This window comes from Limnohabitans rimovensis (SeqCode) (assembly GCF_965234775.1).
GTDB classification, from domain to species: Bacteria; Pseudomonadota; Gammaproteobacteria; order Burkholderiales; family Burkholderiaceae_C; genus Limnohabitans; species Limnohabitans rimovensis.
On record NZ_OZ248562.1, the window covers coordinates 183088 to 197208 of the forward strand.

Sequence of the window (14121 nt, forward strand, 5' to 3'; positions counted from 1 at the left end):
GAGTGAAAAATGGGTAATGTGATCAATACCAATGTGAAAGCCTTGATGGCTTCCAATGCGCTGAACAAAAATGGTCGTGTTCAGCAAAACGTCATGGAAAGCTTGTCGACAGGCAAGAGCATCAACCGTGCTTCTGACAATGCAGCTGGCTTGTCGATTCGCGAGACCATGACATCGCAAATCAATGGCTTGAATGCAGCCGTCAAAAATGCGAACGACTCCATCTCCATGTTGCAAACTGCCGATGGTGCCTTGAATGAAACCTCCAGCATGCTGCAGCGCATGCGTGAGTTGGCTGTGTTGTCAGTCAATGACACCTACTCCAGCACCCAAAAAACAGCCATGGCAACTGAGTTCAACCAGCTGTCATCTGAAATTGACCGTATCGCTACGCAAACTCAGTGGAACGGCATGGCCATTTTGAATGGTTCAGGTGGGTTGTACACAGGTGCAGGCTCAACGGGTGGATTTACATTCCAAGTGGGTGCCAATAACGGACAAACCGTAGCAGTAACCATTGCTAATATTGCCATTACCAGCGCTACCCTTGCTACACCAACTGCAACAACCCTGGGTGGCTTGTCTGGTGCATCGGTTGCTACTGCGGCTGGTGCCACACTGGCAATCGCCAGCTTGGACACCGCCCTCACCACTTTGAATACGCAGCGCTCCACTATTGGTGCCATGGTCAATCGATTGACACATGCTGTGGACAACTTGACCAATGTGGCGCAAAACGCAGAAGATTCACGCAGCAAGGTCGAAGACACCGACTATGCAGCAGCCACAAGTGAGTTGGCCAGGACGCAAATCATTGCGCAGGCAGCCACTGCGATATTGGCACAAGCCAATCAGCAACCGCAATCGGTCTTGTCATTGCTCAAGTAACAAACACCAACTGAAAGTCATCAATGACCTCTATCAACACCAATATCAATGCATTGCGCGCATCCAATGCGCTCAGTCGCAATGGCAAAGCTCAGCAAGACACCATGCAACAGCTGTCCACGGGCAAGCGCATCAACCGCGCATCGGACGATGCTGCTGGCTTGTCCATCCGAGAGACGATGACGGCTCAAATCACGGGTCTGAATACCGCCATCAAAAACGCCAACGATGGCATCTCATTGCTGCAAACAGCGGATGGTGCTCTGTCAGAGACCTCCAGCTTGCTGCAGCGCATGCGGGAATTGTCTGTGATGGCTGTGAATGACACGTATTCGTCAACACAAAAGACGGCGATGAGTTCGGAATTTACTGCGTTGGCGTCGCAAATCACCCAAATTGCAGCCAACACCCAATTCAATGGCATGGATTTACTTTCGGGTTCTGGTGGTGTTTATGGTGGAACTGGTAGCTTTCTGTTTCAGGTTGGTGGAAATACCACCCAAACCATGGCAGTAGCAATTGTTTCTCAAACACTGGCTCAATATGGACTGACAGGTGCGACCATTACGACTGCAGCAAGTGCCACATCCAACATTGCCAGCTTGGATACGGCGATTGGCACTTTGAATACACAGCGATCCACCATTGGTGCAGCTGTCAACCGACTCAGCCACGCTTTGGACAATCTGGCCAATGTGGCAGCCAATGCCACCGATTCGCGCAGCAAGGTGGAAGACACCGACTACGCCAGCGCCACCAGTGATTTGGCACGGCAACAAATCATCGCCCAGGCGGCCACAGCCATCTTGGCACAGGCCAATCAGCAGCCGCAGTATGTTTTGTCTTTGTTGAAATAAATTCAGTACAACAGGAGTAAAAAATGGGTAATGTGATCAACACCAATGTGAAAGCCTTGATGGCTTCGAATGCGCTGAATAAAAATGGCCGTGTTCAGCAAAACGTCATGGAAAGCCTGTCCACAGGCAAGAGCATCAACCGTGCATCTGACAATGCAGCTGGCTTGTCGATTCGTGAGACCATGACAGCGCAGATCAACGGCTTGGGCGCTGCCATCAAAAATGCCAACGATGGCGTTTCACAACTGCAAACTGCAGATGGTGCATTGAACGAGGTCAGCACCATGTTCCAGCGCATGCGTGAATTGGCGGTGTTGTCAGTGAACGATACATACTCGTCCACCCAAAAAACTGCCATGTCGACTGAATTCACTCAGTTGGGTGCAGAAGTCACCAGAATCGCTCAACAAACCCAGTGGAATGGAATGTATTTGTTGGCTGGAAGTGGTGGAGCTCCTGGCGGTACTGTTACCTCGGTTTATACCTTTCAAGTGGGTGCGAATAACGCACAAACACTGACTGTCACTATTCCTTCGATGGCGTTGACAGAATTTTCGGTGACAGGTGATGTCATTACAACTGCAGCGGCCGCCACGTCGGCCATTGCTGACCTCGATGGGTCGCTCAGTGAACTCAACGGATACCGTTCAACCATCGGTGGAACGATTAACCGCTTGACGCATGCGATTGATAACTTGACCAACGTTCAGCAGAATGCCACTGACTCACGCAGCAAGGTTGAAGACACCGACTACGCTGCAGCCACCAGCGAGCTGGCCAGAACGCAAATCATTGCACAAGCGGCCACTGCGATATTGGCTCAGGCGAATCAGCAGCCGCAGTCGGTGCTGTCGCTGCTGAAGTAAGCCACCTTTCAACCAACGCCAAAAGCGTTGGCACTTAATGGGTTGGCTGCTGAGCTTTAGCAGCCAACCATTTTTTGTTAGGAGAGAAAATGTCAAAAATAAATACCAATGTCAATGCGTTGACAGCCACCAATGCGCTGACCAGAAATTCTCGCGACATGCAGCAGACCATGCAAAGGCTGTCGACCGGTCAACGCATCAATGGCGCTTCTGATGACGCGGCTGGTATTGCCATCGCTACCACGATGACAGCGCAGATCAATGGCTTGAATGCCGCTGTTAAAAACGCCAACGATGCGATGTCTATGCTGCAGACAGCGGACGGTGCACTGTCAGAGACCTCCAGTTTGGTGCAGCGTATGCGTGAGCTAGCTGTTTTGGCCATCAACGACACGTATTCATCTACCCAAAAAAGTGCGATGAGTACCGAGTTCACTGCTCTGGCTTCACAAATCACGTCCATTGCAACCACAACCCAGTGGAATGGTTTGGGTCTGCTCAATGGCAGCGCTGGTGGCGGGACTGGCAACACGTCCATCATCACTTTTCAAGTAGGTGGAAACACTGCGCAAACCATGACGGTGACCGTGACCAGCATGGGTCTGGGTGCTTTGAGTTTGACAACTGCGGGCATTGGTGCGGCAGCCAGTGCGACCAGCGCTCTGCCAGACCTGGATACGGCGCTCACAGTGATCAACACGGCACGTGCCACATTGGGGGCCTCTATCAACCGCCTCACCCATGCAGTGGATAACCTCAGCAATGTGGCTGCAAATGCCACGGAGTCTCGCAGCAAAATCACTGACACGGACTACGCGCAGGCCACCAGTGATTTGGCAAGGCAGCAAATCATTCAACAAGCAGGTACGGCCATGCTGGCGCAAGCCAACCAAATGCCGTCGATGGTGTTGGCCTTGCTAAGGTAAATTCACCTAGAAGCTTAGGTGAAAAAAGCCCTTGCTCTTTAGCAAGGGCTTTTTTAATTGGACTCCAGCATGGCAAGGGTTGCCAACGGAACATCGTGAGAGAAAGGCACTTCAAGTGCGCGGCCAATGATGAGCTTAACGGCTAAGGTATCAAAGGATTGCCCCATGATGGCTTGAAAGTGGTGCTCTAGCCGGTTTGTATCTACATCGCCAGCTTCAATCTCTAAGCTGGCCAACAAACATGCAGCACGGTCGTCGCTCAAGCCCAATGCCGATTTAATCAACTCTATTGCTGTGGCGTTATCGCCCGATGCTTGAGCAACTTTGGCAGACAAATACATCAGGTTCGGAATGTAACTGGGGTGCTGAGACACTTTTTGATGCAATGGTTCGATGGCCTGGGTGGCAGCCAACAGATCGCCCACACTCAATTCGATTTCGACGTTTTCGCAGTCCACATCGGGCTGCTCAGTCTCGGTTGCGAGCGCTCTGGCTTTTTGTAACCATTCCCGCGCCAATTCGGGCCGTTTGTTTTTTCTCGCCAAACCAGCCAAGGCAAGGCAAGCGGAGACAGCTTGTTCGTTATGGGCAGGTTCCATCAATGGATGTTTGCGGGAATGGGATTGTTCTACATACCGCCTCAAAAGTTTGTCAGCCTCATCAGCGCGCCCAGCATTTGCCATGGCCATGCCGGTGGCAAAGCACAAGGGGTCGCCCACCACAGCATGTAATTTTGCGCACCAAAGTGCAGATTCCTCCAGCCGACCTTGGCCGCGCCGCATGTCCACCACTGCCGCCACCAGCTTTGGCAGATAAGCCAAGCCAGACCATTCTGTACTGGGCAAGTCATTGATGAGCTTCACCACTTTTTCCAGGATGTGTTGGCCTTCTTCGGGGTGTGCGTGCAGCAGGGTGGTGGCCAATTTATACGCTGGGAAAATCTCATTCTGTTGTTCTTGGTGCACGCGACGCAGCAAAAGCAAGTTACGCTGGCGTTTGCGGTCGCGCTCCTCGGCTTGAACATAGCCGTGGTCTGCCAACACCACCCCAGAGTCTGGCCAATGGCTCTGGCCCAGACTGAGCAAGCTTGTAGAAACGTCTTCATGCACCGGTCCCGAAAAGCGTATTTGGGGGTGGTTTCTAAACAAACGCAGCGATTTGAAGGCAAGCTCGACCGCAGACTTGCCCACGGTAGGGTCGGGGTTAAGGGTGGAAGGGCCGTACAAATCAATGGTCACCACTTGCGCCATGCAATCGCTGCGCTGTAAGGCGGTGGCCAATGCGCCCGTACTGTCGCTGGCCAACTGTTGATCGGCGTCCAGGCTCAAAATCCAAGGCTGTGTGGCTGCTTCAAGGGCTGCATTGCGCGCAGCTGCAAAGTCGTCTGTCCAAGCAAAGTGCAAAACCTTGGCACCCATGGCGCTTGCAATCGACACGGTGTCGTCAGTGCTACCCGTGTCCACCACCACGATTTCAGCAGCAAAGCCTTTGACCGAAGCGAGCGCCTTTGGCAAATGGTGGGATTCATTGCGCACGATCATGCATACGCTGAGTGGTAGTGTGCTGAGCACTGTGATTCACTCAAAAATTTTTATCAAGCCTGCAGCCGTTTTGCAAGAAGTTTATCAATGGCCCATTGACATTTTGAATAAACTTCGTAACCTTGAGATTTCGGAATGGCAGCTTTCATAAACGAAGCAGCAGATCTAGCGATTTCAGCGGTTTCAAGGCCGTGTGAATTAAATATCGCACCATCAACCTCAATACAAAGCCGCATATATTTTTCGCAGATCAATACATATGTGTTAACTATATCGTCAAGAATTAATTGATTGGAAATTGAATCAAGAGCTTCAAAAACTCCGATTCGTGTTGCCCAAAATTGATCAAGCCTACAACCCACTGTATAGGGTGGAAGATATTCGGAGGGTAACTGTCCAGCCCCATTGTCTGGTGCGCCTTCCCAGCAGGAAAGAGTATCGGAAAGCTGAACGTCTAACTTAACGGTTATCAACGTATCCAAATACAGATGGGGGTAGGCCAGATGATTTTTCACACCAGCCAAAAATGCATTGATAATCTGTAATCGATTTAAATTACTACAGTTGTAAACAACTCCAGACAAATAATTGAAATGGTATCCGGCGCCATTGAGTGCTTTTAATCCGGCAACAAGTTTTACTTTTGGTAAATTGCATGAATTACCAATATAGCTACCGTCAGAACCTACGCCACCTCGGTAAAAGCCCAATTCTGAATTAGGTCCGAGATCAATAAGTTCTTGAATATATGCGGGGTTGGGTTTGTCTTCGTCACTGCATAGCATCAACCATTCGGTGGGACAATTTTTTAATAACTCGCAAAGATTACCTGCAAAACCAATATTCGTTTCGTTTTTCGTATAAGTTATTTTTTGCGGATATTTCAAGGCGAGCAAACGGATGGCATCGTAATCTTCAGCCTCTCGGGTTGACGCATTGTCAGAAACCCAAATGCATGCTCCATCGGGTAACACAGGCAATAACTCTGTCACCAGTTTCCTGGCGCAAGCGCCACGATTAAAAGTAGGAATACCAACGGTAAAAACAGGAGAAGCCATAGAAAAATCCTTTACAAAACAAACCCGTCGTCTACAACGATGTTTTGTCCATTGATGTATTGTGAGTTTTCACTCAGCAAAAAAACCAAAGTGCCGGTTAAATCAGACGCATCCAACATGCCTTTGTTCAACGAGTTGTCTTTGTAAGCGTCCAAGAAAGAAAGAGGCTGCTGGTCCAAGATGCCGCCAGGGCTGATGCAGTTCACGCGAATCTTTTGGTTTTTAAACAGCTTAGCCATATAGGCGGTCAAGTGGATCACGCCAGACTTGATGGCTGCGTATTCCACTGGCATGGTCATGGTGGTGTTGGCGTATATCTCAAACTTAGGCGCTATGACGCCATACACCGATGCGATGTTGATGATGTTGCCGTGCCCCTGCTTTTGAAAGTGTTGGGCAAATTGTTGGCTGGTCAAGAACAAGCCACCCAAGTTCAGGCCTAGGTTGTCGCAGAAGTCGCTGTATTCAACATCCTCAAAGCGGCGGCCGTACTGTGCATTTCGCGGGTAAGCGTTGTTCACCACGGCGTCGATCCTGCCGTATTGGTTCTGCAGCGAATGGATGGCGCTTTGCAAGGAGTCTTTGCTGGTGATGTCCACCTGCACAAAACTGACCTTGTCGGTATTCAGTTCTTGAGAGATGCTGGCACACACCGCTTGCCCTTTGTCTGCATGGACATCGGCAATCACAGCTACACCATGGTTGGCAACGATGGCGCGAACAAACGCTTGGCCCAACAAGCCAGCGCCTCCAGTCACCACCATCACTTGGTTGTTCAGCATAGGTTTCAGTTGTGTCGTCGAAACACAGGTTTGATGATGTTCTCGCCCATCAGCGCATCTTCCAGTCCATTGCGCAAAGCTGTGCTGCAAACGGCGAAGGCTTTGTCCAATGCAAGGGAAGTTTGCGCCAGTTCGGCGTCGCCGTGTCTGTAACTGAAAGCCAACCAAGGCATGAGAACGCCGTTGGCAATCATCTCGCGGGCAAACAAAGTGCGCAGCTCAAACGAGGCGCTGCCGTCGGCTTGGGTGGTGAGGTAATAAGGGTTGGCGGCAGGGCCCGCCGCTTTAAAGTATTGCGACAGACCGTGTTCTTGTGCTTTGCGGTTGAGCAACTGGGTGAGGGCGTGACCGTATTGCCACAGATGAGGAATAACCTGGTGCTTTTCTAAATACTGCATGGTGGCGATAAATGCAGCCAAACCAGACATTTCCGCGCCATGGGTGGTGGACAGCAAAAACAAACGTTCTTGTCCCAGTTTGTCAATGCTGCCCAGCTCCATGATGTCGCGCCGTCCAGCGACAGCGGCCACAGAAAAACCATTGGCCATGGCTTTGCCAAAAGTGCTCAGGTCAGGTTGCACACCGTGCACATGTTGTGCGCCTTTCATGTGCCAGCGAAAACCTGTGATGGTTTCGTCCAAGATGAACACAATGCCGTGCTTTTTGCACAGCGCCTGCACCTGTTTCAAATAATTGGGTTGATCACCACAGAAGTTGCGCGTGCAAATGGCTTGCCCACAGCAGCCTGAGGATGTCCCCACAGCGGGGCATTCGGTGGCAGCAGGTTCCAAAATCACGCAAGCAAATTGATCGGGATGGGCTTGTACCAAGGCCTCTAGTGAGGCAATGTCATTGAAGTTAAATTGTTTGGTTTGGCGAATGGTGTCTGCGGGTATGCCTTTGGTGATGGGCGTTGAACCAATGAACCAATCATCAAACGAAAAGAAGGGGTGTTGTGCGCAGCGAGCCACCAATTCACGGCCTGTGTAGGCACGTGCGAGCTTGACAGCTGCAGATGTGGCGGTGGAACCATTCTTGGTGAACTTGACCATGTCCACCGAATCGATCAGACTCACCAGCAGTTCGGCGGCTTCCAGTTCGATCATCGAGGCACGGGTTAGGCTGTTTCCAAGCTCCAAGCCGCGAATGGCAGCTTGGTTGATTTCTGGCTCGGCGTAGCCAATCGATACAGCACGCAAGGCCATGCCGTAGTCCAAAAATTCGCGGCCATCGGGCGACCAAACACGCGAGCCTTTGCCGCCGCTCAAAATGGGAGGCGCATTGCTGGGGTGTTGATCGTCGCCACGCGAGTAGGTATGGGCACCCCCTGGGATGACACGGTGTAGTCTTTCGCTGTAATTCATGAAAGCGCTCTGGTTTTTTCCTGGTTCAACTGGGCATGAAAATTTTGCCAGTACACATCATGCAAACTGGCATTAATAAGATGCAAATCTTGTGCCACTATCTTTGTCACCAAGTCTGGGGTGGACAAAGTTGGCCAATCAGGAATATGCGCTATCACGGCACTGAAAAAATCCAAATCCAGCGGGTAGTCCAAGGTGGCGCGGACTTTCTCGGCGTCGGCGCAATCAAGTTCAATCACCTTAGCGGTAATGGCATCAAATGCACGTCCCCAACCGGTTTCGAGCAGACCATGGTCTTGGGTGGATACCGCTTGCGCCAGTGCTTCGCAACTGTAGCCCCACGCATTCATGCCAAACGGGTAGCCCGTGGTTTTGACCAAAGGCAGGCCTTGCTTCAAACCTTCGTAAACAGCCCACATGGCCTCAGGGCTGCAAAACACATCGTCGCCATCGATGGACACGATGGCATCTAATGAATGGGCTTTTGCCAACTGCAAATGGCGCAAGGGAATGTTGTCGTCATCGCCATGAAACAAACGCACAGGGTCATTGGACAAGACGCCCAGCGCCGCATTGGCAGCCGCATTGCCAGTTGCAATGAACACCTGCGCCAAGCCTTGCAGCACCGGTGTTTTGAAAGTATGTTCAATGCGCTCCAACAAATAGGACAGCGCTGGGCGACCATTCAAGTGCTTGAGGTGTTTGTCATGGAGTCGGGTGGAACCCATGCGGGCGGTGACAAGCAGGCCAATCTTCATGGAGACATCACTTGTGCCATGCCCACGGCATCGGTGGACTCTAAGCGGTACAAAAGCTTGAGCACCGCATGGTCGTTGTCAAGGTTGTTGGGAAATACTGCCTTGCCCTCTATGGCATCTACAAAAGCACGTATTTCATCGATGTACATGTTTTCACCAATGTTTTTGTTGTAGCCAGCCGCTGAAGTGCCAGAGTCGTAGGGCAGGTGAGTCCATTGGGCGCTTGCGCCATCAAACACATTGACCGCAGCATCTTCCCAGTTCCAGACCAGTTGTTGCTTGGAGCCGTTGATCAGCAAGCGACGTGTCGCTTGGCGCGATACCACGTCAACCGTGACGTTGGCCAAAAAATTGCCGTAGTCGAGGACGGCGTTGTAGGTGTCTGCGATCCCTTCGGCCCCTTCAATATGGATGGTTTTTCTGAAGTGACAGGACACATTGTGCGGAAAGCCAAACACCTCTGTGAACCAAGTCATCTCAAAAGGAACAATTTCCCGTGCACCACCAGTGGCGGGTGTGGAAACGTAGTAATCCGATACTTTTTCATAGGTGTGCCAGTCGGGCAGGTACTGGCCGGAATGCAAGATCACATTCGACAAAGTTCCCAAAGCACCAGAGGCGACGATGTCACGGATGCATGCAATGGCAGGATGAAAGTGCAAGGTCGAGGAGGGGGCAGCCAACAGCCCTTGTTGTTTAACGGCGTGAATGATGTCGGCCAAACCATCGTCCACCACACTGGCTTCGACAAAAAATGGGGTGCTGTGTTTCAGGCAAGCTTGCATGGCTGCCACGTGAAGAAGCGGAGGCAGCGAAATCACCACGCCACCAAAAGCATGTTGCTTCAAGCTGTCTGCATAGTCGCTGTGCACTTGAATGCCATAACTGGTCTGGGCTTCTAGTCGTCTGTCCTCGCGCACATCCACACCCACAATGTCTTGAAAACCCAAAGCCTGCAAACAGCGTATGCGGCGTTTGCCCATAGATCCCAAGCCAATGACTAAAAATTTCATGGTGTTATTCCCTTGGGTGTGCTGGATATGACGCGGGCTGGCGAACCGACCAAACGATGATGATTGCCGTGACTCTGCAGAACCACTGATCCAGCCCCCACCGTGCAGTGATCCCCTAGTCGAATGCCTTGTATCACCACCGACCCTGCACCGATAAACGCATGGGAACCCAAGTGAACGGCTCCGCAAAGAATGGCACCACAGGCAATATGCCCGTGGGGACCGATGTGGCAATCGTGGTCTATGCGAGCGCCGGTGTTGACCAAGGTGTTGGTGCCCAACTGTGTGCCTGGCTGCACCACAGTGCCGGCCATGATTTGCACGCCTTCTTTAACAACGACATCTGGGGCGACCCAACTGAAAGGGTGTACCAAGGCAGGAAAGAGGTAGCCCTTTTGAGCATAAGTGTCGAAAACACCTTGCCGTGGCTCAGACGTTTGAACAAAGCCCACGCCATTGGCTAAAAAAACATGGGTGGGCGAATACTGCGCCAGCACCGTGCCATCATCACACACAGGCAGCCCATGCCACTCAGATGTCGATTGCGCCAGCAACGCGGGGTCGCTCACGCAAACCACATCACAGCGAAGTTCACGCAACAAGGCCAGCACCACCTTGGCGTGACCACCAGCACCCAGCAACACCCAGGGCTTGCTTTGCAGGTGGTGGTTGTTCATGTTTGTATGGCCTCGCCAGCAGCGAAGTCCTTTTGTGCAACAGAACCTATGAGTTGCCACAAGTCATGGGCTGGCAAACCTTGGCCGCTGCGCGCTGTTTCCAAATCTTCGCGTGTGAAGGTGTGTCCTTTGGCAATGGAGCGCGCAGCCACCACTTGTTTGCGCGCTGCCAAGCGGGTATTGAGTTCGCTGGCTTGGGGCACTTTGTGACCATGACCCATGGCCACTTCCAGCTGTCGAATAGCCTTCACCATCTGGCCAAATTCATCTGGCTCTAGCGAGGCGCGGTGGTCTGGGCCTTGCATTGTGCAGTCCAGTGTGAGGTGTTTTTCAATCACACGGGCGCCGCGCGCGACTGCCGCAATGGGAATGGCTGTGCCCTGGGTGTGGTCCGAATAACCCACTGTCAAATGAAAGGCATCGCGCAGTGTATCCATGGCGAGCAGGTTCACTTCGGTCATGGGGGTTGGGTATTGTGAAGTGCAGTGCAGCAGCGTGACCTGCGAGGCCAACAAGCTGCGATCGCTTTGCGCGACCCAGTGTGACCAGACAGCTTCCATGTGCTGAGGTTCGCTGTTGTGGTGCAAGCTGTGGTGAATCACAGCCAATGCTTGTTCCACTTCAGACAATGTGGCCATGCCCGTGGACACCACCAGCTGCATGCCGCTGTGCGCGCAGGCCCACAAAAAAGGCGCATTGGTCAAGTCGCCAGAGGACACTTTGAGCATAGGCAGTTGAAGCGTTTGCAAAAACTTCAAGCTGACCAAATCAAAAGGTGTCGAAAGGAAAGTGATGCCCTGCTTTTGGGCGTATTGCTGAAGTTGCAAGTGCCACTCAAAGGGCAACTCCAACTTTTTGAGCATGGCGTGTTGTGATTCGTTCGCAGATGTGGTTTGGGTTTGGTAGGACGCCTTGGGTGCGGTTGGGCTGGCCAAGCGGTCTGCTTGAAAAGTTTGAAACTTCACCGCATCGGCACCTGCGCTGGCGGCGGCATCAACCAGTTGCATGGCCAAGTCCAATTGGCCGTTGTGGTTCACACCGGCTTCGGCAATCACATAAACCTGCTGGGGTTCAAACGACATGGGCAACCCCTGAATCGAAAAATACTTTAACAGTGCTCAAAGAAGAGGTCTGCAAAACAGCCAGCATCTTCTGCGCTGCATGTCCGTCCCCATAGGGGTTCACAACGCTGCGACAAAACTCAGAAAATTCGGTGGACAAAGCCTGGTTGACAGCGCTGCCCACAGCGACGGCATCGGTTTCTGTATTGATGACCGAGGCTGGTTGCAACCGACCCCGTTGGCGAATCCCGACATTGATGGTGGGAATGCCAAACGAAGGTGCTTCGATCAGTCCGCTCGAGGAGTTACCCACGACAAAAGCCGCGTGTTGAAGGGCGCTGAGGTACTTCACCATGCCCAGCGATGTAAACGCTTTGACGCGCAGTGGGCGGCGCATGGCTTCTGCATGGATAGCCTCGATGATGGCCGTGTTGCCTGCGTCGGCATTGGGGTAGGTGACAAGCACTTGCAAATGTGGGTGGGCTTCCAAAGCCTGCAAAATGTTTTGCAAGGTGTTCAAACCATCCTCTTGACCTAAGGTGGCAGGGTGGTAAGTGAGAACGGCAAAGGGCAAAGTTGGGTCAAACCCCAGGGCCGCCAGAAGGTCGCTTTGCGGCATAAGCGGTGTGCGGCGAATCGCGTCCAGTCCAAACGCACCGACACAATGCACAGCGTGGGGTGCCTCACCCATTTGAATAACACGCTGGCGATGTTGCTCGGTTGACACGCCGTGGATATGAGCCAGTTTGGTGATGGCGTGTCGGGTGGCATCATCGTTTGCACCTTGGGTGATTTCGCCACCATGCAAATGGGCAATAGGAACACCCAAGAAGTGAGCTGCTTGCGCAGCTGCCATGGCTTCAAAACGGTCGCCCAAAATCACCAAAATATCTGGTTTCATGGCGGACAATGCCTGCGCTATTTCAATGACCCCACGACCGACCGCTTTAGCAATGTCCAAGGCTTGGTCGCCAGTCAGTTGAAGGTCAACACGTTGGTCGATGTGAAAGCCATCTTTCTCGATGTCACGCCAAGTGTTGCCGTGCTTGGCTGAGAGGTGCATGCCACTCACCAGTGTTTGCAGTGTCAATTCACCATGGGCTTGAATGTCTTTCATCAGCCAAAAGAGCAAACCGTAGTCGGCCCTTGAGCCCGTGAAAACTGCAATGGCGCGTGTCATGCTGAGCGACCAGCTGGCACGCCGCTGGGTAGATTCACCAATGTATCGAACAAATGCGCTGTCTGTGGCAATGCACCACGCACACAAGAAGCGTACATGGGCAACAGATGCATGGGTGTCCAACTGGGCCGTGACAGGATGCCATGCTTGTGCAGGTGGTTCAGCAAAGCGTCTCTTTGAGAACGGTTTTGACACAAAACGGCATTGAGCCAAAAATTGGAGCAGCAAGCTTCAGGCTCATCGATAAATTGCCAATCGCTGTCAGCAAGAAAGGCTTTATAGGCCATGGCCAATTCGCGCTTGGTTTTGATAAACCCTGTCAGTTGTTCAAGTTGGGCGCAACCCAGCGCGGAGTTGAGATTGGGCATGCGGTAGTTGAATGCCAATTCATCGTGAACAAAGTCATAGGCATGGGCTTGTTTGGCTGTGGTGGTGAGGTGCTTGATTCGCGCAGCCAATAAGGGGCTGCTGGCCAACACGGCACCGCCACCTCCGGTGGTGATGGTCTTGTTGCCGTTGAAACTCAATGTGCCCAGTGCACCCACAGTGCCGGTGTGCTGACCCCTGTAAAAACTGCCCAAAGACTCAGCGGCGTCTTCAATCAATACCAGCTGCCAATCGCGGCAAACAGCGACCAAGCCGTCAAGGTCGGCGGGATGGCCAAAGGTATGCATGGGCAAGGCTGCTTTGATGGCCCGCATGGAATCGGTGTGCCGACATTGACCTTGGTCGTCCACAAAAGCATGTTCTTCCAGCCATTGGCGCACAGCCATTGGCGATAAACCCAAAGTGTGTGCATCAACGTCCACAAAAATAGGGTCAGCACCACAATAACGAATGGCATTGCATGTGGCGACAAAAGTCAGAGATTGCGTGATGACCAGGTCACCCACGCCAACGCCGCATGCCACCAAGGCCACATGCAGTGCTGCCGTACCGTTGACCGTGGCAACCGCTTGTTGGCTGCCTGTGTAATGGGCCAGATCTATTTCAAATCGATTGACAAACTTACCCACGCTCGACACATACGTCGAATCGATGGCTTCATTCACATAGTCTTTTTCGCGGCCTGAAAAAACAGGTTCATGCAGCGCAATCGGGCCATGGCTGCCATACACCTCGCGGATAAATGAAACCAGTTGATCCATGG

At 52.2% G+C, this 14121-nt stretch carries 14 protein-coding genes and 1 pseudogene; 4 read left to right on the forward strand and 11 right to left on the reverse strand.

Translation table 11 applies throughout. The features are described 5' to 3' along the window. Positions 1–9: 9 nt before the first annotated feature. The 4 genes from AC8GFZ_RS00915 to AC8GFZ_RS00930 all read left to right on the forward strand — a co-directional run bounded on the left by AC8GFZ_RS00915 (position 10) and on the right by AC8GFZ_RS00930 (position 3537). Positions 10–888, forward strand: coding sequence for a flagellin N-terminal helical domain-containing protein (locus tag AC8GFZ_RS00915; RefSeq protein ID WP_506641417.1), 879 nt, complete (start codon positions 10–12; stop codon positions 886–888). A gap of 23 nt (positions 889–911) precedes the next feature. Further along, complete coding sequence (locus tag AC8GFZ_RS00920; protein ID WP_506641419.1) at positions 912–1745, forward strand: flagellin N-terminal helical domain-containing protein; 834 nt, start codon at positions 912–914, stop codon at positions 1743–1745. A 23-nt stretch (positions 1746–1768) separates the two neighbouring features. After that, a complete protein-coding gene (locus tag AC8GFZ_RS00925; protein WP_506641421.1) occupies positions 1769–2611 on the forward strand; it encodes a flagellin N-terminal helical domain-containing protein in 843 nt (280 codons plus the stop codon). A gap of 89 nt (positions 2612–2700) precedes the next feature. Further along, complete coding sequence (locus AC8GFZ_RS00930) at positions 2701–3537, forward strand: flagellin N-terminal helical domain-containing protein (protein ID WP_506641422.1); 837 nt, start codon at positions 2701–2703, stop codon at positions 3535–3537. 53 nt (positions 3538–3590) lie between these two features. Here AC8GFZ_RS00930 and AC8GFZ_RS00935 read toward each other — a convergent pair whose 3' ends face one another. The 11 genes and pseudogenes from AC8GFZ_RS00935 to AC8GFZ_RS00985 all read right to left on the reverse strand — a co-directional run bounded on the left by AC8GFZ_RS00935 (position 3591) and on the right by AC8GFZ_RS00985 (position 14119). Further along, positions 3591–4577: a tetratricopeptide repeat protein gene (locus AC8GFZ_RS00935; RefSeq protein ID WP_506644274.1), complete on the reverse strand. Its 987-nt coding sequence runs from the start codon at positions 4575–4577 to the stop codon at positions 3591–3593. A gap of 180 nt (positions 4578–4757) precedes the next feature. Further along, a pseudogene (locus AC8GFZ_RS00940) lies at positions 4758–5078 on the reverse strand (glycosyltransferase); the annotation flags it as partial. A 53-nt stretch (positions 5079–5131) separates the two neighbouring features. After that, a complete protein-coding gene (locus tag AC8GFZ_RS00945) occupies positions 5132–6136 on the reverse strand; it encodes a glycosyltransferase family 2 protein (RefSeq protein ID WP_506641424.1) in 1005 nt (334 codons plus the stop codon). Between the two features lie 11 nt (positions 6137–6147). Continuing rightward, positions 6148–6918: an oxidoreductase gene (locus tag AC8GFZ_RS00950; protein WP_506641426.1), complete on the reverse strand. Its 771-nt coding sequence runs from the start codon at positions 6916–6918 to the stop codon at positions 6148–6150. Positions 6919–6923: 5 nt separating this feature from the next. Further along, a complete protein-coding gene (locus AC8GFZ_RS00955; protein WP_506641428.1) occupies positions 6924–8282 on the reverse strand; it encodes a glutamate-1-semialdehyde 2,1-aminomutase in 1359 nt (452 codons plus the stop codon). Then, positions 8279–9040, reverse strand: a complete 762-nt coding sequence (locus tag AC8GFZ_RS00960) for a cytidylyltransferase domain-containing protein (RefSeq protein ID WP_506641430.1) — start codon at positions 9038–9040, stop codon at positions 8279–8281. Before AC8GFZ_RS00960 ends, AC8GFZ_RS00955 begins: the two co-directional genes overlap by 4 nt. Beyond that, on the reverse strand, positions 9037–10053 hold the full coding sequence (locus AC8GFZ_RS00965) for a Gfo/Idh/MocA family protein (RefSeq protein ID WP_506641432.1): 1017 nt from the start codon (positions 10051–10053) through the stop codon (positions 9037–9039). Before AC8GFZ_RS00965 ends, AC8GFZ_RS00960 begins: the two co-directional genes overlap by 4 nt. Continuing rightward, complete coding sequence (locus AC8GFZ_RS00970) at positions 10050–10730, reverse strand: acetyltransferase (RefSeq protein ID WP_506641434.1); 681 nt, start codon at positions 10728–10730, stop codon at positions 10050–10052. Before AC8GFZ_RS00970 ends, AC8GFZ_RS00965 begins: the two co-directional genes overlap by 4 nt. Beyond that, a complete protein-coding gene (gene neuB, locus AC8GFZ_RS00975; RefSeq protein WP_506641436.1) occupies positions 10727–11812 on the reverse strand; it encodes an N-acetylneuraminate synthase in 1086 nt (361 codons plus the stop codon). Before neuB ends, AC8GFZ_RS00970 begins: the two co-directional genes overlap by 4 nt. Next, positions 11802–12971 (reverse strand): UDP-N-acetylglucosamine 2-epimerase, encoded by a 1170-nt coding sequence (neuC, locus tag AC8GFZ_RS00980; protein WP_506641438.1) that lies wholly within the window; start codon positions 12969–12971, stop codon positions 11802–11804. Before neuC ends, neuB begins: the two co-directional genes overlap by 11 nt. Beyond that, positions 12968–14119, reverse strand: coding sequence for a LegC family aminotransferase (locus AC8GFZ_RS00985; RefSeq protein ID WP_506641440.1), 1152 nt, complete (start codon positions 14117–14119; stop codon positions 12968–12970). Before AC8GFZ_RS00985 ends, neuC begins: the two co-directional genes overlap by 4 nt. Positions 14120–14121: the final 2 nt, after the last annotated feature.

Excerpts from the sequence above, each read along its gene's own strand:
- AC8GFZ_RS00970 (WP_506641434.1), bottom strand. The coding sequence starts at position 10,730 with ATGAACAACCACCACCTGCAAAGCAAGCCCTGGGTGTTGCTGGGTGCT.
- AC8GFZ_RS00925 (WP_506641421.1), top strand. The coding sequence starts at position 1,769 with ATGGGTAATGTGATCAACACCAATGTGAAAGCCTTGATGGCTTCGAAT.
- AC8GFZ_RS00955 (WP_506641428.1), bottom strand. The coding sequence starts at position 8,282 with ATGAATTACAGCGAAAGACTACACCGTGTCATCCCAGGGGGTGCCCAT.
- neuC (WP_506641438.1), bottom strand. The coding sequence starts at position 12,971 with ATGACACGCGCCATTGCAGTTTTCACGGGCTCAAGGGCCGACTACGGT.
- AC8GFZ_RS00960 (WP_506641430.1), bottom strand. The coding sequence starts at position 9,040 with ATGAAGATTGGCCTGCTTGTCACCGCCCGCATGGGTTCCACCCGACTC.
- AC8GFZ_RS00985 (WP_506641440.1), bottom strand. The coding sequence starts at position 14,119 with ATGGATCAACTGGTTTCATTTATCCGCGAGGTGTATGGCAGCCATGGC.
- AC8GFZ_RS00950 (WP_506641426.1), bottom strand. The coding sequence starts at position 6,918 with ATGCTGAACAACCAAGTGATGGTGGTGACTGGAGGCGCTGGCTTGTTG.
- AC8GFZ_RS00930 (WP_506641422.1), top strand. The coding sequence starts at position 2,701 with ATGTCAAAAATAAATACCAATGTCAATGCGTTGACAGCCACCAATGCG.
- AC8GFZ_RS00965 (WP_506641432.1), bottom strand. The coding sequence starts at position 10,053 with ATGAAATTTTTAGTCATTGGCTTGGGATCTATGGGCAAACGCCGCATA.
- AC8GFZ_RS00915 (WP_506641417.1), top strand. The coding sequence starts at position 10 with ATGGGTAATGTGATCAATACCAATGTGAAAGCCTTGATGGCTTCCAAT.
- neuB (WP_506641436.1), bottom strand. The coding sequence starts at position 11,812 with ATGTCGTTTGAACCCCAGCAGGTTTATGTGATTGCCGAAGCCGGTGTG.
- AC8GFZ_RS00920 (WP_506641419.1), top strand. The coding sequence starts at position 912 with ATGACCTCTATCAACACCAATATCAATGCATTGCGCGCATCCAATGCG.
- AC8GFZ_RS00945 (WP_506641424.1), bottom strand. The coding sequence starts at position 6,136 with ATGGCTTCTCCTGTTTTTACCGTTGGTATTCCTACTTTTAATCGTGGC.